The sequence below is a fragment of the Prevotella dentasini JCM 15908 genome (assembly GCF_000614065.1).
Lineage (GTDB): Bacteria > Bacteroidota > Bacteroidia > Bacteroidales > Bacteroidaceae > Prevotella > Prevotella dentasini.
Genome location: NZ_BAKG01000012.1, coordinates 24,170 through 46,152 on the forward strand (window position 1 = coordinate 24,170; position 21,983 = coordinate 46,152).

Genomic DNA, 21,983 nt, shown 5'->3' on the forward strand with positions numbered 1-21,983 from the left:
TATGCTATTACTGTCCTTTACAAATATTATCTCTCCGTTTTTTACCAATCTCTCAAATGCCCATTTGCCTCCGACATGCTCTTTGGCTTCTTTTCGGGTTCTAAATCGTTCACCTGTTGTTATTCTTATAATCATGTATAATGTGATAAAATCAGTTTAATCAAGCGAAAATCTGAAAGATTTGAGCTGTATGGGTAATAGTTTTTTCTGATTAGTAGTATCTATTGCTCGCACTGGCAATTCCCATACGGCTCTTACTGGCAATGTCTTTTCCCCACTTTAAGAGTGTCTATAGTCTGTTTTTACTCATAACGGCTCATAAATTAGCGATTCGACACCTCAAGCAAAAAATAAAGAGGCACATTGCTGCACCTCCGCATTTCCTTTATATCAGTGGGATTTCCCGAATATCTGAAACAAATATAGGCACATTATTCCGCAAATCCAAGTCACTTCGCACTTTTCTGAAAAATCTGGTAAAAGTGCATCTGAAGTCTGAATTTCTTGGTTGGAGTGACATTTTCACATTTGGGGGTATATAATAATTTTGAGAGTAGAAATGTCATGGGATGAAAAAAGCACCATGTGATTTTACTCATATGATGTTATCTTTTTATTTCTCCCTGGCAGAATCTACGATGTTGTGCAAATCTTCTTTATTAGAATATTGTGCAGACAGTTCCTGACGTCGAAAATTTAACCTCCTTAATAGAAAATCATGTCTTATTTCAAAGTCATCGAAAATTGTACTCCATGTTTTGACAAAAATCTCATATCTTTGGGAGTTTTTATCAACATGTAAAACTAAATCCCTCTTCCCCCATGTCTTGTTAGAATCGTATTCTGTTTCAATGCTTCCGCTATTATCTAATTCATTTCCTACGAGAATAAAAGTCCATTTTGCACTTGCAGAACAGAACTGTGGCTCTTGACATATAGTCCTCATATAAGTTTTTATTTGGCTCAATTCGAGCTCCCCTAGTTTTACAGATGGTCTCTTCAATTCTATAATGATATTCTCTACCGTATTACTGTTTTTTGTTTGGCGGAAAGCAAATATATCCATTTCTTTATTTACATCTGGACTACGCATCTTGTCTACACTAACTTTACTTTTTCCAACTCCTGTTTTAGTATTGTGTAATGCTTTTAAGTATGCCTCTAAAGCCTGCTGAAAATCAGGCTCTGCTTCAGTAACTATATTGTATTGTTCGCCGAATAACCAGAAGGCACTCGAAACTATCTTTTGAATATCTTCAATTTCGTAAGCCTTCAGTGTTTTGTCAAAAAGCATAGCTTTTAATGCAGACACTGTTTTTAATCGATTTTCTAGAAGTCCAATTGTACTAGTAATATGTGATAACTCTGTTACTTTGAGAATACCAGCTAACTTATGTCGCTCATCATCGGACATGTTTACAACACTCTCTATTATAGATATCAAATCTTCGCGTTTATCAGTCTGTAATAATAGTTTTAAACAACCTACCAATGTTTTAGCTGGTTTCTCTCTAATATTTTCAAATATTTTTGGTTGCACAGAATAAATTCCTGTTACCGTATTCTTCAATTCTAAATAAAGAGGAAGTTCATATTCATTTTTGGGATAGCTAACAATCCCATTTTTTTCAAATTTTTGCCATAGCTCTTCACCTGCGACTTCTGATATATATTTTTTCTGTTTGTCGATTAGCCAATCAGCTGCCAACGTGATTAGCTTCTTGAACACTTTATCTTTTTCTGACTTAGATGATTTTGTTTCATCAAAGATAATTTCCTGTTGTGAGTCTTTCTCGTTTATATTTTGGCTCTTTCTCGAAGTCGGAAGAAATTCATCAAAATATGATGAGATAATATAAACACTATGATGAAAGCCTATGTCTTTTCTATTAAAAGAAGTCGTTTTTTCAAAGTGCTCAATTTGGGCATTGTCTAGAAAATAATAACTATAATTTTCTTTTATTTTTTCTTGCCATCGTATAAAAGTTAATTCAAAATTATAGCTTTTATTATCTGTTTCATCCTTAATTTGTATTCTCTTATTATCTGTATCTGCAATAATCGTACTATAATCTAGTTTTTTACCATTTATGGATATGGATTTCCCCTTATTTTTATTTAATTCAAGGAATACTGCATACTCCCTTTTCAAATAGTCAATAAACTCTTTAGACTCAAAGAAAGATTGGTCTAAAACAACATTGATGAAAGATACAGTTGTACCTGTTTTTTCACCATGAACAATCTGGTTACAATTAGAGTCACTATGGTCATTAAAATAATTATTATTATCTGCATTGATTGATATTGAATGCTTTAACAAATGTTCCCCATCTGAATAGATGCTAGTCCAATCAGCACGAGTTGCAAAACAATTGAAAGCATATCTTCCTTTACCTTTATGCCCCTTCACCTGTGAACTCCACTGGAAAGATTGGTTTTTTACAGAATCTTGATACTTTCCAAACGTTTCATTCAATTGGCTGCGATTTATTCCTACACCATCATCCTTTATTTGAAGATGTGTTATTGATCCTAATTCAGTCGCCTGATATTCTATATTAACATGAACAGCTTGCGCATCAAATCCATTCCATATGAATTCACATATAGCTTTCTTTGCATCATTAGTAACTCCACTTTTGATACTATTATTTGTTATAGAAACTCTTTGCTTGGCCATGTCCTAATTTATTTTTTGTCCCATAATTTGCCCCAACCGCACTTATAGACATAGGTACGGTTATATAACAATTCGTTTACATTGCAAATGTATTCTATTTTTTTAATAATTGCAAGTAATTACAATAAAAGTATCAAATGATTGCTCATAATGGTGCTTAAAGAGGTTATTCGGTATGGGTAGATACCCATTTGTCATTGATGATATAGATGCCCTCTTTGTTTAGCAGTTCGTAGAAATGATTTAGGTAGTATAAGTCTGCATCATATTCTCTTGGAGCAGATGAATCATCTTTATAAAACCTTACATGAATTCTATCCGTATCTCCTTTAATATCTATGATGCAAAAAGGAAGATGTTTCTCGATGCCAGAGACATTCTTGCCCCATATATCTACCTGGACACATATAGGCTTGTTATGTTTGCCTTCATTAAGCCACGCATTTATCTCGTCAATTATATTATCATTATTCATATGCAATATAGTGTTATAGTTATGGACGAAAACAATTTTCGCTTCTTCTCATAATTTGCAAGAGGATAAAAGCACCACATGATTGCTCAAATGGTGCATAGAAAAATTACAAGAAGGACCCATTTTTCAATAAGGCTAATGTGTTAAAAATGCCTTTCCTTAAAAGATTTGGATCTGCATTTTTAATCTCTTCATACTCATCATTAAAGTCCCTGTCCCACTGATTTGACTTAGATACAGTATAGTAATCTCCTCGCCCCAACCAGTCAATATGACTTTTTTGCTTTGCCTCTGCTTCCATTTTCAAATCCCAACCATTGCTTAATTCCATATAAGCGTTTTTAGCTTGATTAAATAAATTTTCGTCTCCAAGAGCTTTGGCATATGCAGCAAGATGTCCTATTAGTTGTAGTCGCATTGTAAAATTTATTGGTGGACTAATATTATGAAATGTTTTTGTTATAGTAATTGCCATATTGTTTCAAATTTAGTAATATACTCATTATTGTTCTTTACTTTATTCTATAAAGAGCATATTGAGTAACTTATTTCACATCATCTTTCTTGTATATCTCATTACCAGTTGTAGATGTGCTTATGATAAGTCCATTTTGATAAGAAAGTACTGTAGTTTCCCCTTTTTCATCCTCTGTAACAATGTCGCCTACTTCGTTTAGATACCATTGAAAATTGAAAGAATTACGAACGTCTGTGTCGTTTTCTAATCCTCCTGTTAATACCCATGAACCGGTACCATCTGCATTGAATAAATAATGACCTAAAAGATAGGCATCATCGTCTGCTCTGTATTCTGTCCAGTTACCAACAATTTCATTTGCATTTGAGGAAATGTTTTCGCTTTGGGCAGTGCCATAAATATCATAAACAGTATCATTATTAACAATACTGTCATTACTTGTGTATTCAGCTTGTATGTTGCCTGTTGTATTATAAGTTCCAGAATTACTATTATTACAACTACAGAACAAGCATAACACAATTATAAAAGAAGCAAAAGTCTTCATGAAATGTAAGTTAAAACAAATGTTCAAATCTACTAAATTTATGTCCACATTTTGGGCATTTATAATTATATTGTGGCTCTCCATTTACTTTATAACCTGTTGTGTGAGGCCTGCAAGTTGGATAACCACAGTTTGGGCAAGTACGTGTGTAGTTCTTTTTCCTGTAACTTTGTGCCTTATATATCATGAAAGACAGGAATGCTACTGCAAAAATTAGAAAAAGGATAGTATCTTCCATAGCTGGTAATTGAATATCGGTTATAGTTCTTCTATATTTCCCACACAATCCCAATCGCTCATACCTTGCTTCCATATCAAAGTCTGGTGATTGATTTGACCATCTTGTAGCATCTTTTTTATATTTTGAAGATGTAGTGGTCCTACTTGTTGTCCATTGATAACCACAAAATATGATGCAGTAGGAATGGTTGGTGGTACTGATGTTGGGATAGCTGGAGAAACTTGTTGAGGAACCTGTTTCGCTGCTTGTCTAACACCTGAAAAATTTCTATTTCCATAAAATCCACTTTCTAATGGTGCATTACCGTATTTGTTATTCCATGTGCTTGGTAAACAAATAAAATAGAGGAGAACAAATCCTCCAAATGGTATAAAGGACAGTAAGTAAAACCATCCCGATTTGTTCACATCATGAAGTCTTCTTATTGTTGAACAAAACGAGGCAGGTATCGTTGTCAAAAAAGCTATGCCGTATATAGTATATACCATAATAAACCATACAGGTGCGCCATTATCAGCTAAGTTTTGTGGACCAATACTACTTGCAATGCCTGCAGATACAAGCCATACTATTATGAGGCAAATCTGAAATAGATAAAAATACCAAAACTCACTCCTTGAAGCCCTCCCTGTACAGGTAAATGACTTGGTGTAGCACGTCTTAATTGCTTCTGTAAATCCCATAATTTTAAGTTTAAGTTAATATTTAATTTCTATTATCTGTTTAGCTATTTCTCCAGCCCTACCTCCACTAACAGGTAAGCCTTTTATTCAAAGAAACGATAATGCTGTATTGTGGGTTCTCCGTAGGATAGTAACCACAGAATTGTATGCAATAAATGGTATTGTCTCCATCTCCCTTTACAACGGCTACTCCTTGCTCTCTTGCAATGCGTACTTTATTAGAGAATGCTTTGGAAGTAAGTTCTTTCTGTATAAGTAATTGCTGGATTGTGGAAATATTCTCCTTGCTTGCTATCTGTTCTTTTATAACAATAGTATCGCTTTTATGGAATGTAGGCTTTACCATTTTGCCGTTATTTGTTATGGCATTATAAAATGTGAGTATCTGTAAAGGGGGAACCTGCTGGTTCTTTCCAGTTGCGAACTTGGCAAGGGCAATATCATCGTTGGGAATTGGTAAAGTAGCTTCGATGCTATCTTGTGGTAAGCTATAGCCCATATTGGTGATAGTCTTATAGAACTTGCCATAATCCTTGTCAAATGCTTGTTTGGCTGTTAAGTATGTAGCTATATTGGAAGAAGACAGGAAACCTTGACGTATGGTAGTTTTTCCATTACCACCATTACGCCAGTTGTAATCTTCCAGTAAATAGCCGCTTATATCAATCATTCCCTCTTTGGTATCAACACTGTCATTCAGGTTTACCTTGCCTTGTTCCAAAACTGCCAGCAATGAGATAGGGCGCATTAAGCCTGTTGGCTGTGATAACTGGCTTGTCTTTGGCTTTATTCCAGACTTATCATTTACCAAATTTACCATCGCCTTAATCTCTCCAGACTTGCAATCCATTATGATTACTTGTCCGTTGATTGCGTCTATCTGTCTGATGTTTTCCTCTAAAACTGAATGGACACAATCTTGTAAATCTTTATTTACGATTAGATTGGAATTTATATATTGGGCATATCCTTGGTTAGCAAATAACAATATGCTCATAGATAGTAAGTGAAAACATCTTTTTCCCATTATTTAAATTTTACTGAAATTGCTTATCCAAACAAGAAACTGAAAATTTTAAAGAGAAGCAATAAGCCCCCAACTACTAAGAGTATTTGGAAAATAACATAGCCACAGCCCATACCTCCTGCCAGTGCTCCAGAAAAGAACCCTTCTCCCTTTTCTCCGTTTTCAGAACTCAAAGCACCAATAATACCTGCAATAATGGCAACAACAATAATAACAATTAGCCAGTTCACTTTGTTTATCTTTTAGCCAACTGTTTCCCAGAAGTAAGCGGTTATTAAATGGAAAAAGCGTGGGAACTATTGAATGCTGTCTTATCTGAGGTTCTGCAATACCCACTACCAAACAACAAACAATAGCCCACGCCGTGAGGTATATCATGCCCTTTGGTAAGGGTACAATAATCCCAAGCGTGAGCGTACTGCCTATTGTCTTTGGTAGTTGAAATTTTGCAGATTTCAGATAAAAGACAATATGTCAAACGCTCTTTTTCTAAAGTTGAACTCTTTATAACGCACACCTGCACACAGATGCACTGGAGATTCAACTGCAAAGATAGATAAAATTCCTTATTAAATGTTTTATTCCTACAAAAACTTTATTTTGCAAGGTGATTTTTCCATCTTAAAGAGCGTTATTCTTTATAAATCAGGAAGTAGTGACATTTTTTGAAAGGGGTATATAAAATGATTATTCCCAGAAAAATGTCACTGTTCAGAAAGTAAGACAGTCGTATGTCTCCAAGATTTCCTCCTGACGTAAGCCAAGATAGCGTTTCGTAATGGCAACTGACGAGTGGTTGAAAAGTTCCATGAGCTTGACAAGTGCCAGTTCTGCGTTGTCGCTGTTCATGTTGTAAACCTGTCTGCCAAATGTCTTGCGCAGGGAATGGCAGCTAAAATGTCTGATGTGCAGACGGTATTTGACTTTAATCTCTTTGAGAATGATGTTTATCCGTTGCACAGTGAAAACCGTTCCTTTCTGACTTATCAAGATATGGTTCTCCATACTGACAGGCTTGATATGCTCGTAACAGTCCCATATGTGGAGTTGCAGCTCATGGTTGATACGCACCGTCCTACGTTTGCCTGTCTTGCGTTCCGTTATGGTAAACTCCGTAACATCGAGTATCTGCTTCCACCGTAAGGCAAGAATATCTGATATTCTGAAACCTGTAAAACAGCCAATTGCCACAAGAAGCGACATCTTGTAGTTTCCGTTTCTTGCCAGTTTGCGTATTAAGTTCATGGCTTCTGACCATTCGAGGTAGTCAGCCGTTGTGCTGCTGTATTTCAAACTCATAATAACATTCGTTTATGTTGGGTTTATAAGGAAAGTGAACATTGTTCTGATAGCCATTTTACTAAGTGGTTGATTATCAGCACAACATTCACTTTCACTATTAGTGAATATAATCAGAGGTAACTTTCCTCATTCAGTGTCTCGCACGCCATCCAGCAGCAGTTTTTTACTTGGAAGTGGTATTGTTCTTCAAGTGTGGAAAGAAAATCCTCAAAATCAGCGTATTTGTAGGATTCCTCAATCTGTTCTGCCGTTAAGCGTATCTTGATAACCGTTGCCGTACAGAAGTCAAGTATTGCAATGTAATTCGTTTCCATCGTCATATCCTCCCCATGTCCTTGTAGCTGTAATAACCGTTGTTAGTCATAATTAGATGGTCAACTAAGTTTATCCTCATTATCTCACACGCTTTCCTTAACCGTTCTGTCAGATGGTCGTCCTGTATGCTTGGGTTGAGGTTTCCGCTGGGGTGGTTGTGTGCGAAGATTATCTGTGTGGCATTGGTCAGTAATGCTCCCTGCATAATCGTTCTCACATCAACAGGTGTTTCCGATATTCCACCCTCTGAAACCGTGTTATAGGCTACAAGTTCGCATTGCTGGTTAAGGTAGAGTACCTTGGCATATTCCCTGTACTCTATTGTTCCCTCCCTGAATGTTGGAAGCAAGATGTTGTATGCTTCCTGTGAGCTTATTACTTTGCCCTGTTTCTCACGCAAGGGCTTGTATTGCAGCGTAACCTCCGCTACCTTGAAATCCATATCCATAGTTGTAATGTATTAAAATGTTGGTAAAGTATAAAAAGGGAGACACACCATGTTTGGCTGTCTCCCCGCTCTCAATCAACAGTTCACTTTATCCTATGAACCATCTGTATTTCTCATCACCGTGCAAGGCGTTGTTGATGCCCACCGCAACCTCCGTAGCGTTGACCGCTCTCTGCAAGTAGGTATCTATGTAACTCCCCTTGTTGGATTCCGTAAGCAGGTTGTGGAAGTCCCACAGGGAAAGCTGGTCGTCCTTGGCACCGAAATCAGGATTGCTATAATAGCCACGGCACACATTGTTTACCTGACTGTCTGTAATGAGTAGCTTAGGTATCTGCTTGGTGTAGTTCTGCGGCAAGGCTTGGTACATTCTCATTCTTCCCACAATCTGCGCAAACTGCGTTTCTGTGAGAGAAGTGTTTGAGAGTGTCTGCATCAGGTGTATCTCCCTTGCAGGGTTGAAGCTGTAAAGCAAATCCATGACAGCCTTGTAGATGTCCTGCACATTCATTACCTCCATCGAAAGCCTTACACCGTCACCAGTAAGCACTTGATTACTGCAAATCTGTACTCTCCAGCCTACGAATATGGAGAACTTCTCCACACCACGGCTGGCTCTGTACAGATTGAGGTCGTTGTAATTACGCACGCCACCCACACAAAGCTCCAATCGCTGACCGTTCAAGGTTTCGTAGATGGTAGGGATGGTGAACGCAAATGCCATACGCTGATAGAACTGTGTCTTTTCACATTCCAACAGCTCTGATGCTTTCTTGCCCAGCGCATCGGGTGTCCTGCCTCTAACGATATGCGACACACGAATGGCAGGATTGTTTACCTGTTCACCATGATAGAAATCTTTGGCTGCATCGTGAACGCAACTGATGAAATCCTGATGTGAGATAGTAAGCTCTTGATTGCCCCAAGTAGGGACTACGCACGTACTGGCAAGCTCTTCAAGTGAGATAGCGTTGGTGTTGGCTTCGAGGAAAGAAACGCTGCTACCCTCCGTTGGGGTGTCCTCAATGATAACGGCTTCCTCTGCATCGCTGAAATCATAGGCTCTGTTGTTCTGTGCCACAACAGCAGGCATTAAAACTACGTTGTTCATAACTTGTAAATGAATTAAGTGAATATTGATTGAAAAACAGGGCATAAATGAAAACAGACCGAAAGCGGATTGCTCCAGCTTCCAGCCTGTTACACATATAAATCCCTAAAAGCATTTAGGAGTTATGATAAGCCTATTTTTCAAGGTAAAGACCTCTACTATTTTTCATTTACTCCTGCTCTGTGTGGGAGGGGATGCAAGGCAGGTGTACCCTTGTGCGTATATTTCCCCTAAGTGTGGTTTGGGTGATAATGCCTTGTGTTTTAATGGCAGGGGTGGGGATAACGATAAAGGGGGCATATTTCAGAAAGGGGTGTACTACTGTATTTTCGTTTTGTTGCTGCATCTGTATTTTTAAGCAGGGGGAAAGGCGGTTTTTCGGTAGTTGCTATATAATTCCTTTAAAACGGTCATGCCTTGCAAGATGACAAGTGTCTTGTTAGGCTTTGACCTATGTCCGCTCATTTGTGGGTTACTTACGCCTTATTGAACCACCTCTGTGCATTTTCCTTGATATTGACTTTACCAATCTCCGTGCACGCTTCTAGACACTTTATCAGCTCTTTTGTTTTTTCTATGGTCGGCTCTGGGAGTTGAACGAACTTTTTTTCGTCTTTGCCAATATTCACCCATCGTGGTTTGCATCGTCTGATAAGTTCCGCAAACTCGTCAGTATCAAAATCCATAATAGGCTCTACTGTAACCATCGTTACAATCCCTTTTTGTGCAATTATCTCCATTGCCTTAACTCTATCCTCTATGCGTGGGGCATTACACATTATGTCAGGATAATTGCGGTTACTCTCCAGTGTGGTAAGGACTACTGCGTGTTTGAAAACAGGGTGATCAATGAATTGTAGGATTCGTTGAGGATTCTTCGATTGGAAGAAATAGATAATGTGCTTGCCTTGTGGTTTGTCCTCATTATAAGCTGCACAACAATCCAACACTCGTTTAATCCATTTATCTTTTATGTCCTCTGCAAACATATCTGTAGAACTGCCAACAAATATCCGTTGTCCCTCGTTCAAATCGGTTGTGAACTCTTTTTGGATGAGGGTTGGCTTATCCATTCTGTATTTTTCCCAAGTTGGGTGCATATAACAGTATTTACATCCGTGATAGCAAACGCCCTTAATAGGATTCCATGTGTGGGTGACGAACCTGTACATGTTGCCTGTTTCTTTATTCAACATTTTTCTTTTGATTTAAGTTCCTTATGATATGACAATCTACCATTGAGGGATTAATAATAATTTATGAGAATTGCCTCTCTGTTACATATTTTGGACTGATAAGATAATAACCTTTTGCCTCATTCTTCCGTTTCTCTACTGCTTCAAAGTATTGGAGAATATCCTTGGCGGTGGTAGCCTTACATTTAGGCACTCCCAACGACTCATGTATTCGTTTTAATTCTTGTTTTATAAAGTGAGATGTGTACCATCGTCCTGCTGAAAACGAATTATTGACCATTCTTATGACATCCGAAGATTTGGCTTTCTTTTCATGCCAGGCAAGTATCATCTTCTCCCTAATGGATTTAGGGTTGTAATTCAGTTTCTCTATTATCTGCTTTCCCAGCACTTCCCACGCTTCTACAATCAGAGGATCGGCATTGTGGAGGTCATTTCGGAATTGCATAGCCATTTCCGTCTCATCACCTTTAAGAGTTTCCAACTGCTCTACAAGCTGCTTTCGCTTCTCCTTAATAGGAATTGAGGTACTTCTGATTTTCAACCGTTCAAAATCACCATATCTATAAGTGATGTTTGAGGTGGCTACATCATAATATCCACATCCTTCATATCCTCCATATAAGCGAGTAGAATCGTGGTACATCACTTTAAGCAGTTCCTCATGGATATAGTTGTCTATCTTGAAAGCATCCTCTTTGCCGTAATCGTCAAGAAATCTGTTGTAAGGAAGAACTTCCATGGCATCACTGAAAGCCGCTCTACGATTGATGCCTGTTTCGCTGTTCTTGAAAGTCTCAAACTTCTCATATATTTCTTTATCACACTGATACCGTGTAATAATATCACTTTTACCTCGTACAGGGATTCTTTCATCAAGGTTACTTATGTGGTATATGTTACTTGTCCCATTGCGGAATCTGCCTATTATCTGCACGGCATCCATATAAGGGTCAATCATTGTATAATCAGCGGTTAAGCAATCGGTAATCATCACAACATTTGGCTTACATTCCAACTCTATATCCAGTGCATTGTAAAATCGGCTTGTCATCCAGTTGCATTTCGCCATGTGCTTCTGATTCCAGTTCTCATGTGCGTTGCAGAACTTCTGCTTTTTTAACTTATCCACACTGTCAGCTGAACAGAACACTGCCGAATCTTCCGTAATTCTCAACTGTTCCATCATTGCAAAGATTATGTCTGTAGAGTTCACAAAAAAGAAAACAGGTCGCTCATCCAGCTGTGGCAGTAACTGTCGTGTCCTTTCCAGTACATTATTGGTGACACAGACCGTTATGGATTTCTTGTAGTTGAAGTTGGGGCAGATGGTGATAACATCAAAATTCTCAAATCGAGGGTCTGCAAACTCTGATGGAGGTGTGGCGGAGACCATAGCCTTGTCGTTGCACTCAAAAAAGTAATCCATGGGCAGAGATATGTTCTTGCGGTAACCACAATCCTTGACAATCTTCTGGCACTCATCGAACAATAGAAAATAGCCATCAGTCCGAATATCTGTCCCCATCTGTTCAAATGCTGATCTCACCTTGTAGAAGCTCTCGGGAGTGGTCAGTATCTTTATCTTCTTGTTCCTGTCTTGGGATTTGATGATGTAGTTAACAACATCTTGGGTATAGATGCCCTCGTAAACTCCAAACAGATTGTCATTTTTATGTTTTGGGTCACGACACTTTCCATATATAACAGGTCTGTTCGGCTCAATGATGATAGAGTTTCGCGCAGCCCGAAGTTCCCCATAAGTTGCCCCAATGCCTGTAAGGGTCTTACATAGGATAGTGTTTGTTGGAATCACTGGCAGGACTTCTGACAGATGTTGTACCTTACCGTTACTCACTGAGATTTCAATTTTCTTCTTCATAGTTTATTTATTATGGAGGAGGGAGTTTAAGCCCTCCTCCTGTTCTTATTTAGATGGCTACATTGTAATCTCTTAGAAGCTCTATATTTTCATCAGTTCTTGGGATTCGGAAATATATGGTTCCTTTCCTCAACACTTTTTGCCCAGTAATGTAGTTAGACCTCTCTCTAAAAAGAGGCGTGAACTGGATGCTCCAGTGTTCTTCCAGCATCAGCATCAGCACTAAGAGGGCATAATTTGTTTCCTCCTCCAATGGCTGGGTTTCCATTGGTGATGCATCAAAGTCTGCAATCTCACCTGACATCAGGTAGTTTATTAGACCTGTGAAGCTTACATCTTTTAATTCATATCGAAAACCTTTCACTTGTTTACTCTCAATCCAAGCACAAGGCTTATTGTCTTTACTTGTATAGAACTTGACAGATAACTTCTGCCCTGCTTTCATCATCGCTTGAAGCTGGTTGTAAGCTCCGATGTTGTCGTACTGGCCTTGTGCCTCCTGTAAAATCGGCAACGTAAATGTTCCCTTTTTCATATTTTCTTTGGTTTTTGTTTCTGTACTTGCAGATGTCTCTGCGTTGATTACTTCTGCGTTTTCTGTATTTTTTGTCATAATTATAATATCACTTAACCTTTACAGCGATAGGTTTTAATTCGCCCATATATCTGCAACATTAAAACCAACAAGTATCAAAGGAATAAGAGAATTTTACTGTCATATTCTTTGCCCTTGTAGATAAAGATGAAATTGGGAAAACAAACAGATAAATTCCTTGAAGAAAGTGCTGACACAAAAAAAGGAAATGACATTTTTATTCGTCATTTCCTTTGAAAAGAGTATGCTATTCTATAACACCAAAGTTACTCCTGTACTCTCTTTCCTTTATATGCTTTTGAATGGGATTAACTTTGCTGCTTAGCAAACTTTTGATAGTTGCTTGTAGGTTGTTAACTTGGAAGTTCTTGTCTTGTCTATCAAGAATCCCAAAGACTGTTAAGTATCTCAGCAAAAAATCACATTGTGATGTTGTTACTTTGCCGTTATCTTGAATTAAGAACTTGCGGATATATAGATAAGAACCCAGCATGAAATAATTGAGGTGAGGATCAGCACTCTTTCGCCCACGTTCATCAGAGTATAACTCCTTTAACTCTTTTTCTGCCTCCTCTACGGTAATATCTCCTAAATCTTTCCGCAATAATTCAAATAATTTTTGGGAGAGCCACCATTCATAATTGCCCAAAATTACAGGGCTATTATTGCCAACAGATATTTTAATATTATCCCACGTCCTTTTACGCCCTTTACTCAGCTCAATAAATAGCTTTAATTGGTCTGGGCGAATCTTACGTGAATAAACAAAATCGTCATTCATAATATCCTCGTGTATTTCAGAGAACAGATGATGTTTGTCCCTATAATAGATTGCAGCCATTAGACACAGCGCTTCACAATGAATAGCACTACCGTCTAACTCAGGAATGAAAATAGATGAGAAAATGGAATAAAATTCTTTCACTTGCTTTGCAAATTCTGTTGTTATGGGAATGGCAACGCAATCGTTAGTTTCTAAAGCAAATTTCTGTATATCTACTTTACCATCTTCGGTAGTTGCTTTAGCAAGTATATCTGCTTCGTGCTTAAAGGGATAATGTTGTTGGAGTATCGAAGAAAACTCTTCGCTAAGTTCACTATAATCAAAACCATAACACTCTTGCAAACCAGAGTATATCCATTTTAAATCTACAATGGAGAAATCTAATGTCATTAGCCTTATCTTTTTTCTACAAAGGTAATAAAAAAACTCCACCTGCATTTCTGCTGATGGAGTTTTCGTTACGTGACATTTTTCTGATTGGGGCTATAAAACTATTTTTTATAAGATTTTGTCATTACAGCTTTCCGAACACGTATTTTACGACTTTCGCATTTGCCTTATTCTCATTCGAGAAATCACGCTCGATGTAAATGTCAGTAACTCGCATGGATTCGTCAATATGATTAAGGGCTTCGTGTACCACGTACTTGCTGATACCAACTTTATTAAGGGCAATGGTAGCCCATGAATGTCGTGCGGCATAATATTCCAAATCGTCAATTTTCAGTATATCCCCAATTTCTTTCAATCCCTTGTTGATGGCTTTATTAAAGGCTTTCTCATTGACATAACTCTGATAGAAGTTGAATATCCGTTTACCTGTCCTATCCTTGTATTTCTCAAATAGGGGGTAAAGAATTTTGGGAACATCAACCACCATCTTTGCCTTATCCATTCTCCTGCCTTTTGTCTTGGTACGATAGTAGGTAAGTATAGTACCATCATATTCTGTGGCGTTAAACAGGTCAACAGAATTTATCCCCATCATGCAGAATGAGAGAATAAAACAATCTTTGGCAAGGTTGAAACGATTAGTATGATGTATGCCTTTATAAACCGTCTGATAGGGTAGCTGCGCCATCTTTCGGATCTGTTCTGCTGTGATGGCTCGCTTCCTTGTAGCTTCCTGTTTAGGGATATGGAAGTAAGTAAATGGCGTGTTCTTGATGCGGATTAGCCCTTGGTCAGGCTTATTGTACTGTTTTACAGCTTCATTAAACAGCTTGCGTATGCTCATCAGGTAAAGGGAAGTGCAGCGGGTAGAGGGTACACGCTTGCCTTTCTTCTTCAACATTTCTGCTCGTTCCTTGCTTTCATTTAGTAAGAAGTTCATAAAGTCTTGCAGGAAATCACTCGTAATTTGATGCGTGTACAGCTTCTCACTCTTGTTGAATCGGATGAGGCTGTTAAGCGCAGAAGTATAATTGGTAGCTCCCTTTAACGTGGAGTTGGCAATCCATTCCTTAGCGAACTGGATAAAATCTACTGGTTTGTTGCTTTCCTCTCTACTGGTCAGTCGGGCTACAATCTCATTTACATCAAGTGTCTCTGTTTCCAAGTGCATTTCATTAAACATCGTGCGGTAATGCAGGATAAGTCTGTCTGCTTCCTGCTTGATAAGAGAACCTTCCTTGATAGTAAACTTGTCGGTTAAATCAGCTTTTGTAACAAACAGACTTGTGGATAGTCGCTTTACCTTGCGGTCTTTCGTAAACCTGATACGGACATTGTAGCTACCATCTTGGCGTGCCCAACCTTTCTGAATTTCTGCTTTAATTGTCAGCATAATAACTCTTTTTTCTGTCAACTATCTGTCAACAGGAGGTCAACAAATGGATAAATTAGCTGAAATTTTGCTCAAAACAGCATAATATGTGCAATCTTAATCAAGGAGAAGATAAAGGCATTTTACCACAAATGAACCGTTGCAATCATCATAATTTACAGATGTAACTACTTGATTACTAATAAAAAAGAGCCTTGCAGCAATGTGCAAAGCTCTTGATTTTCAGTGTGGACCAGCCTGGGCTTGAACCAGGGACATCCAGATTATGAGTCTGTTAAAATAAAATTTTTTAGGGTTTCATAAAATTTTTCTTAGCTTTGTAAGTTGTTGTCTCACAATTATTTTGTAACTTTGCAGCGCAAAAGTGAAATTTTAATAAACCTCAATTAATGGGCGATTTTTGTTCGCATTTTTGTTCGCAAATTGTTCGCAAGATTCCCATGAATGAAGCAACAGACTATAGTTATGAAGGCTGAAAAGACATCTATCAAGTGCGGAAAAGTGGACAACTGTTCACTTACTTTAGTTCTAGACAAACGTACCAATAAGAGTACGGATGTATACCCTTTGGCCATCTGTTTTCAGATAGCAGCTAAACGGTATTACTACAAGCTGAAGGATATGGACTATCAGAGCGAGAAGTACTTCAATGACGTATGTAGCGTGAAAGGGGCAAAAAGTTCACTCATGCCAATTCATGTCGAATGGCAAAAGATGCTAGAAAGCTACAGGGAAAAACTGGAGAAACTGAGCAAGAAGCAGACTTTAACACTCGACCTTATCCGTACATATTTGACGGGTGCTGAAATCGAGTACGATAAGGCCACCTCGTTTGTTGGCGTTTGGGAAAGCATAATTGCCAGGATGAAAGCAGAAGACAGGGTTGGAACCGCAGAGAACTATCAATGGGCACTTAACTCCTTCCTTAAATACGTTGGTGATGTGAAGGGCTTCATGGTCGGCAAAAACGTAATTGACAAATGGAATGATGTAATGAAAAATGGCGTGGTTGAAAACGGCAAGGTCGTCGGAAAGATTGCTGATGCCACCCGTGGTATGTATCTTCGGACCTGCCGTGTTGTTTGGAATGAATGTATTCGCCAAGGTTTTCTGACCGAAGACAAATACCCCTTCTCAAACAAGGACAATACACTCATCTCTATTCCGCGAGGGAAACGTCGCCAGCAATCATACCTTAGCGTTGATGAAATGACGGAACTATACAAAGTCTTCGTTGAGAAACGCTATCCCGAAAGTTGGGATCCTGCTTATAAGAAACGTGCACACGATTCTTTGGGCTTATTCCTAGCACAATATTTGTGCAATGGATTCAATCTTGCCGATGCCGGACGTTTGACCTACAACCGTACTTACTTTGCAGAAGGTGGTCGTGCTTTTGAGTTTATGCGAAAGAAAACATCGGCACGAAGCAACAGCATGTCGGTGGTTATCGTTCCTATCATTGAACCACTCAAAGTGATCCTTGATGAGATTGGAGCCAAGCCAGAGAAGGACTCTTACGTTTTTCCACAAATCTTCAATGGAGCCACAGATGAGACCCTGCGTCGAAAGTTGACGGTACAGGAAAACTCCAACATCAAAGACCGCATGAACCGTATATGCAAAGAAGTACTTGGGTGGGACAAGGTGGTGTCTGGAACATGGGCGCGTCATTCTTTTGCTACAAATCTGAAGTTGGCGGGCGTAGAGGAACTATACATTTCTGAAAGTATGGGTCACTCGCAAGGTAACGATGTCACCAGCGGCTATCAGGACATGTATCCTCTTGAAATCCGATTCCGTAACAATAGTAAGTTGCTTAACATCGAAAAGGGAGAAGGACCTATCGACATAGATAGCCTTACTCCTGAACAGATGAAAGAACTTTTGAAGAAGATAATGGGACAACAATAAAAATCGCAATGCGTTGTGATTTTTACGTATTATTATGGCCATTCATAGTAAATTATGTCCAAAATCGCATTTTATTGAGAATTCGTGTCATTATTTGAAAAGAATTGCTTATCTTTGCACCGAAATCGCAATATATTGAGATTATGATACAACAGGAAATAGGGAATGCCATCAAGGAAAGAAGGAAAAAATTGGGTATCAACCAACAAACATTGGCTGACCTGGCAAGTGTAGCTGTTAATACCGTTGTAGCGATTGAACGAGGCGAGGGTAATCCTCAGCTCGCCACCTTGCTCACGATACTCGATACTTTGGGTTTGCAAATAGACATTAACATCAAGCATCTTGATTATGAGACAGTGTAAAGTTTATGTTCACGATATGGAGGCAGGCATATTGCAAGAGACGGATGCTAGGGAATATGTGTTCACTTATGGTGAGGACTACCACGGCGAGCCAGTTTGCTTGGCAATGCCTGTCAGGAAAGAGGCATATCACTCTATCCACCTTTTTCCCTATTTCTTTAATATGTTGTCTGAAGGTTCCAACCGCCAAGTACAATCTATGTTGCATCATATCGATGAAAACGATGACTTCGGCATTATGCTGGCAACAGCTCAGCACGATACCATTGGAGCCGTAACCGTTAAGCCCTTATGAATATGGTAGAAATAAACGTATGCCCTTCTACATTGCAGGAAGGCTTTACCACCTATTCCCCTGTAGCTCGGAAACAACTGTTTGATGAAAAAGAAGTTTCCCATATTCTTAATTTTGACAGTCCCAATAACGATAGTGGTGACAATGAAGCTTATCTGAAGAATGTGGGGCGCATCTCGCTCTCTGGCGTTCAACCTAAGGCGAGCTTGGTGTTGAGTGAAGGACATTTGGTAAAACCAGCTGAAGGTGAACGTGGAACATACATTTTGAAACCTGCTCCAACATCATACGCCTTGCTTGACCGTAAGTATTGCCCTGCCAATGAACATCTAACCATGCAGTTGGCTTCGCAGGTCTATCATATAGAAACGGCAGCAAATGGCATTTGTTTCTTCCAAGATGGTGAAGCTGCCTATCTTTGTCGACGTTTCGATGTCGGCCCTAATGGGCAAAAGTATAGCCAAGAAGACTTTGCCTCTCTTGCAGGACTGACCGATGCCAATGGTGGCAGCGATTTCAAATATAGTAATCTGAGTTATGAGGAATGTGCTGACATCATCCGCAAATACGTCAAGGCTGCTCCCGTCGAAATCCTGAAGTACTTCCGCATCGTTGTCTTCAACTATCTCACTCTCAATGATGATGCGCATCTGAAAAATTTCTCACTAATCAACCGAGGTGACGGAGAATACCACCTCACCCCTGCCTACGACCTCATCAATACCAGCCTACATTTGAGCATGCCACGCATCTTCGCTCTTGATAAAGGATTGTTCAAAGAAGGCATGCAACTATCCGATACCAGAACTGTTGGCCGTAAGGACTTCGAGGAGTTTGGTCGCCGTATAGGTCTGTCTGAGCGATTGATAAAACGAGAAATGGATTTCTTTGCAGCAGAACATCCTCTGGCAAAAGATATGATTGACCATTCTTTCCTGTCCGAATCCCTGAAACGAAGCTACTGGCTTTCGTACAACTATCGACGTGCGACGTTGGGATTTAAATGATGCGATTACACTTTTCCAAGGTGTTTTTGCCTCTTTTTGTACACTTTTCTAAGATTCACATAAGAATGCCCGAATGATTACTTGTTATCAGTAATTCATGTGGGCATTTATGCTTTGTACTTATGGGAAAAGCTAATTTGTCAATAATCATTAGCGAATAATAATCTTTTTTTGTAACTTTTTTCTTGTTACGCAGAAAGGCTGTAGAGTGGCATTGTACCTTTGCACCCGAAATCCAATGGAAGTATGGGTGAGCGGTCGAAACCAACACACTGCTAACGTGCCGAGCTGCAAGGCTCCGAAGGTTCGAATCCTTCTGCCTCCTCTGATGGAACTTTGGCAGACTTGGTGTATGCGCAGGACTGAAAATCCTGAGAACGTGGTTCGACTCCACGAGGTTCCACAAATATATTGAGGTGTTCTCCAGCGGCAACGAGAGCAGACTGTAAATCTGCCGCCATTCGGCTTCGTGGGTTCGAGTCCCTCCACCTCAACGATGGGAGCATAGTTCAGTTGGTAGAATATCGGTCTCCAAAACCGAAGGTCGGAGGTTCGAACCCTTCTGCTTCTGCAAAATCGCGGGATAGAGTAGTGGCCCAACTCACCAGTCTCATAAGCTGGGCCGGTCAAAAACCGGACGCAGGTTCGAATCCTGCTCCCGCAACTACATGGAGTTTGTAGCTCAGTAGGTAGAGCGCCAGGTTGTGGCTCTGGTGGTCGCAGGTTCGAAACCTGTCAAACTCCCTATTACGTGAGGATGCCCGAGTAGGTTAAGGGGGCGGTCTGCAAAACCGTCATTCATCGGTTCGAATCCGATTCCTCACTCAACAACTTAAGACTCCAGCTCCTGGCAAAAGGAACTGGAGTCTTTCCATCATCCATAGTTAAGAATAGCTGTCAGTCTTTTCTTAACCCGTGTGAGTATTCTACCCATTTGCTGAAACTCTGGTTTGTCCTCTGTCGTTTCCAACATTTTCACAGCTTTAGTAATAAGATTGAAGTCCTCAGCTGTCAGGGGCAACTCTGTAATAGAATAGTTCGGATCAGCGTACTTGTAGTACTTCTGATCATATACCTCAATGGGCGCATTGTATCCGAGCTTGTCAGAACGCATAATCTGAATATCGTTCTGAACAGTTCTCAAAGAGATGCCTTTGCGGATACCCTCCATATCATACAGCGCTTCAGATATTTCATCAACCAGGTCCTCTATCGTCCATCTTCTGTATCTGTTGCGTAGGCATCTGTCTATTATCTTGTAACGCAATAATGCGTTTTTGTTTACTGGCATGAATGTATTTATAATTTAAAGAGTCCATAATTTGTTTATATTGCTATTAAATGGTTCATAATGAAAACTGTGCAGAAAACAATCTACATCTTTCTGCGTATACCAATACTTATCGCCTTCTCTTGAAAAACCAAGATATCCATTATCCCTTAGTTTTTTGAGATATTTATCCTTCACTCCCAGTAATTCCATAACCTCTTTGTTATTGTAAACCTTCATAGAGGGCTGGACAACTACAGGAGATGCTTTCAGATTTCTTAGAATCATAAGTATTTCTTCTAAGATTTCTCTATCACTTTGTTTGTTATTTCTATTCATCTTTATTTGTTTTTATAATTCATTTACTCATCTGACATTTCACGAAAGCCACCGTAGTCAGCATCATATCGAACGCTTTTCTTCTTAAACGTGAACTTTCCATTAGGATACTTCATTTTAAGCTCATGCAGTTCTTTGTCTAAGCGTCTAACGAGATCATCTTCACCGTCATCACCAGACAACATCCAGTCTATTCGTTGAGCATATATGTATGCCATTCTAAGGATATAAACTGCCCGTTTCATGATATCCATTGTCTTCCGATTGTAGGAACTATAGTATTGTTCCTCTAATGGTATCTCCCGTGAGTAACGATGTTGCTGTTCTTCCAATAATACATCTGGAATCTTTCTCCCTGCTTCCAAGATGGTATGTTCTATATCATCGGCTATAAGTTCTATAGTCCGTTGTGAATAATCAAATGTACCTCCACTCATAATTGTATACTTTTTCTTTGTATTTTTGTCATTCATTAAATCTCTATCATTTTGCCGAAGTCAAATCCGTTTGTCAGATACTCATTCGCAAACACATATCCCATCTGATTACACACAATTTTAGTATGTCCTATCGTTGTGTCGATGTTCGTGTGTGAATGACCGTAAATCCAGACATTGATCGGGCTGTCAACAATGAAGTTTCCAAGTTCCGTAGCAAATGCTGAATTTAGGTCTGAACCAAGATGCTGCGGTGCCACCACCTGTTGCGTAGGCAGGTGGTGGGTCACTACAACAATCTTTTCTGCCGTGCTTTCGGCTACGCCCCGTTTGATAAAGTCAAGACAGAACTGATGCATCCGGTTGTAATCATCTACTGTTAGGCGATGGTCTTCATACAGCGTCTGGTAGAAATCATTCAATCCATGGGACACGATATATTCATCACCTGGCGGAATATGCGACCAAAGGGTGCTGAAGATGAAATCGACATTATCGATTCTGACTACCTGATTCTGGTAATAGCCGACATTCTCCTTGAACATCCATTCCCATTGCATACCACGAGTCATTATGTCATAATGACCATAATAGTCGTGGTTGCCTGGAACAATAAGTACCTGGCGATAGTTTGTCGATGCCCATTTCCAGAACTTGCCCAGTGGGGCCGCATCGCTTCTCAGATAGAAGATGTCACCGGCCAGAACCAGCACATCACCCGTAACAGGAAACTCATTATGTTTCAGATACCTGCTGTTCTCTGCGAACTCCATATGCAGGTCACTCATGTATTGTATCTTCAT

The 21,983-nt window shown here is 39.3% G+C and carries 22 protein-coding genes, 7 tRNA genes and 1 pseudogene; 11 read left to right on the plus strand and 19 right to left on the minus strand.

All coding sequences use genetic code 11. The features are described from left to right. Window positions 1-613 precede the first annotated feature (613 nt). From JCM15908_RS07195 to JCM15908_RS07270, 15 genes are all read right to left on the minus strand, one after another. Window positions 614-2,683 (minus strand): ATP-binding protein, encoded by a 2,070-nt coding sequence (locus tag JCM15908_RS07195; protein ID WP_025002827.1) that lies wholly within the window; start codon window positions 2,681-2,683, stop codon window positions 614-616. 581 nt (window positions 2,684-3,264) lie between these two features. After that, window positions 3,265-3,633: a hypothetical protein gene (locus JCM15908_RS07205; protein ID WP_148295543.1), complete on the minus strand. Its 369-nt coding sequence runs from the start codon at window positions 3,631-3,633 to the stop codon at window positions 3,265-3,267. A 70-nt stretch (window positions 3,634-3,703) separates the two neighbouring features. Further along, entirely contained in the window at window positions 3,704-4,231 is a 528-nt protein-coding gene (locus JCM15908_RS07210) for a hypothetical protein (protein ID WP_148295544.1), read from the minus strand. A gap of 210 nt (window positions 4,232-4,441) precedes the next feature. Continuing rightward, entirely contained in the window at window positions 4,442-5,107 is a 666-nt protein-coding gene (locus JCM15908_RS14390; protein ID WP_084607834.1) for a DUF805 domain-containing protein, read from the minus strand. Between the two features lie 67 nt (window positions 5,108-5,174). Beyond that, on the minus strand, window positions 5,175-6,134 hold the full coding sequence (locus JCM15908_RS12970) for a penicillin-binding transpeptidase domain-containing protein (RefSeq protein ID WP_234396408.1): 960 nt from the start codon (window positions 6,132-6,134) through the stop codon (window positions 5,175-5,177). 23 nt (window positions 6,135-6,157) lie between these two features. Then, complete coding sequence (locus JCM15908_RS07220) at window positions 6,158-6,364, minus strand: hypothetical protein (protein WP_025002831.1); 207 nt, start codon at window positions 6,362-6,364, stop codon at window positions 6,158-6,160. A gap of 481 nt (window positions 6,365-6,845) precedes the next feature. Beyond that, entirely contained in the window at window positions 6,846-7,433 is a 588-nt protein-coding gene (locus JCM15908_RS07225) for a tyrosine-type recombinase/integrase (RefSeq protein WP_025002832.1), read from the minus strand. A gap of 113 nt (window positions 7,434-7,546) precedes the next feature. Next, a complete protein-coding gene (locus tag JCM15908_RS07230; protein WP_025002833.1) occupies window positions 7,547-7,750 on the minus strand; it encodes a hypothetical protein in 204 nt (67 codons plus the stop codon). A gap of 2 nt (window positions 7,751-7,752) precedes the next feature. After that, window positions 7,753-8,199, minus strand: coding sequence for a JAB domain-containing protein (locus JCM15908_RS07235; RefSeq protein ID WP_025002834.1), 447 nt, complete (start codon window positions 8,197-8,199; stop codon window positions 7,753-7,755). 88 nt (window positions 8,200-8,287) lie between these two features. Continuing rightward, entirely contained in the window at window positions 8,288-9,310 is a 1,023-nt protein-coding gene (locus JCM15908_RS07240; RefSeq protein ID WP_025002835.1) for a DUF3871 family protein, read from the minus strand. Window positions 9,311-9,786: 476 nt separating this feature from the next. Continuing rightward, on the minus strand, window positions 9,787-10,506 hold the full coding sequence (locus JCM15908_RS07245; protein ID WP_025002836.1) for a DUF5131 family protein: 720 nt from the start codon (window positions 10,504-10,506) through the stop codon (window positions 9,787-9,789). A gap of 61 nt (window positions 10,507-10,567) precedes the next feature. Then, window positions 10,568-12,388 carry a DEAD/DEAH box helicase family protein gene (locus tag JCM15908_RS07250; RefSeq protein ID WP_025002837.1) on the minus strand — a complete coding sequence of 607 codons (1,821 nt, stop codon included), beginning with the start codon at window positions 12,386-12,388 and terminating at the stop codon, window positions 10,568-10,570. Window positions 12,389-12,437: 49 nt separating this feature from the next. Then, a complete protein-coding gene (locus JCM15908_RS07255) occupies window positions 12,438-13,001 on the minus strand; it encodes a hypothetical protein (RefSeq protein ID WP_025002838.1) in 564 nt (187 codons plus the stop codon). Window positions 13,002-13,230: 229 nt separating this feature from the next. Then, on the minus strand, window positions 13,231-14,157 hold the full coding sequence (locus JCM15908_RS07265) for a hypothetical protein (RefSeq protein WP_025002839.1): 927 nt from the start codon (window positions 14,155-14,157) through the stop codon (window positions 13,231-13,233). A gap of 124 nt (window positions 14,158-14,281) precedes the next feature. Then, window positions 14,282-15,553, minus strand: coding sequence for a phage integrase SAM-like domain-containing protein (locus JCM15908_RS07270; protein WP_025002840.1), 1,272 nt, complete (start codon window positions 15,551-15,553; stop codon window positions 14,282-14,284). Window positions 15,554-16,174: 621 nt separating this feature from the next. Here JCM15908_RS07270 and JCM15908_RS07275 point away from each other — a divergent pair. The 11 genes from JCM15908_RS07275 to JCM15908_RS07325 all read left to right on the plus strand — a co-directional run bounded on the left by JCM15908_RS07275 (window position 16,175) and on the right by JCM15908_RS07325 (window position 19,959). Beyond that, complete coding sequence (locus JCM15908_RS07275; RefSeq protein WP_159101319.1) at window positions 16,175-17,467, plus strand: tyrosine-type recombinase/integrase; 1,293 nt, start codon at window positions 16,175-16,177, stop codon at window positions 17,465-17,467. Window positions 17,468-17,610: 143 nt separating this feature from the next. Beyond that, entirely contained in the window at window positions 17,611-17,832 is a 222-nt protein-coding gene (locus JCM15908_RS07280) for a helix-turn-helix domain-containing protein (protein WP_025002842.1), read from the plus strand. Next, window positions 17,819-18,127, plus strand: a complete 309-nt coding sequence (locus tag JCM15908_RS07285; protein ID WP_025002843.1) for a HipA N-terminal domain-containing protein — start codon at window positions 17,819-17,821, stop codon at window positions 18,125-18,127. The genes JCM15908_RS07280 and JCM15908_RS07285 overlap by 14 nt, the downstream gene beginning before the upstream one ends. 2 nt (window positions 18,128-18,129) lie before the next feature. Next, complete coding sequence (locus JCM15908_RS07290; protein ID WP_025002844.1) at window positions 18,130-19,134, plus strand: type II toxin-antitoxin system HipA family toxin; 1,005 nt, start codon at window positions 18,130-18,132, stop codon at window positions 19,132-19,134. A gap of 240 nt (window positions 19,135-19,374) precedes the next feature. Beyond that, window positions 19,375-19,459, plus strand: a tRNA-Ser gene (locus tag JCM15908_RS07295). Window positions 19,460-19,464: 5 nt separating this feature from the next. Next, a tRNA-Phe gene (locus tag JCM15908_RS07300) sits at window positions 19,465-19,537 on the plus strand. 9 nt (window positions 19,538-19,546) lie between these two features. Beyond that, window positions 19,547-19,628: transfer RNA gene (locus tag JCM15908_RS07305), tRNA-Tyr, on the plus strand. Between the two features lie 4 nt (window positions 19,629-19,632). Continuing rightward, window positions 19,633-19,705: transfer RNA gene (locus tag JCM15908_RS07310), tRNA-Trp, on the plus strand. A 6-nt stretch (window positions 19,706-19,711) separates the two neighbouring features. After that, window positions 19,712-19,798 (plus strand) — tRNA-Met (locus JCM15908_RS07315). A gap of 7 nt (window positions 19,799-19,805) precedes the next feature. After that, a tRNA-His gene (locus JCM15908_RS07320) sits at window positions 19,806-19,878 on the plus strand. A 7-nt stretch (window positions 19,879-19,885) separates the two neighbouring features. Then, a tRNA-Cys gene (locus tag JCM15908_RS07325) sits at window positions 19,886-19,959 on the plus strand. Between the two features lie 186 nt (window positions 19,960-20,145). On the opposite strand, the pseudogene JCM15908_RS15715 reads toward JCM15908_RS07325, so the two are convergent. The 4 genes and pseudogenes from JCM15908_RS15715 to JCM15908_RS07345 all read right to left on the minus strand — a co-directional run. Then, window positions 20,146-20,425: pseudogene (locus tag JCM15908_RS15715) on the minus strand (hypothetical protein); the annotation flags it as partial. 15 nt (window positions 20,426-20,440) lie between these two features. Then, window positions 20,441-20,743: a helix-turn-helix domain-containing protein gene (locus JCM15908_RS07335; RefSeq protein ID WP_025002846.1), complete on the minus strand. Its 303-nt coding sequence runs from the start codon at window positions 20,741-20,743 to the stop codon at window positions 20,441-20,443. A gap of 23 nt (window positions 20,744-20,766) precedes the next feature. Then, window positions 20,767-21,216, minus strand: a complete 450-nt coding sequence (locus JCM15908_RS07340; RefSeq protein WP_025002847.1) for a hypothetical protein — start codon at window positions 21,214-21,216, stop codon at window positions 20,767-20,769. Then, window positions 21,216-21,983: a metallophosphoesterase gene (locus JCM15908_RS07345; RefSeq protein WP_025002848.1), complete on the minus strand. Its 768-nt coding sequence runs from the start codon at window positions 21,981-21,983 to the stop codon at window positions 21,216-21,218. The genes JCM15908_RS07340 and JCM15908_RS07345 overlap by 1 nt, the downstream gene beginning before the upstream one ends.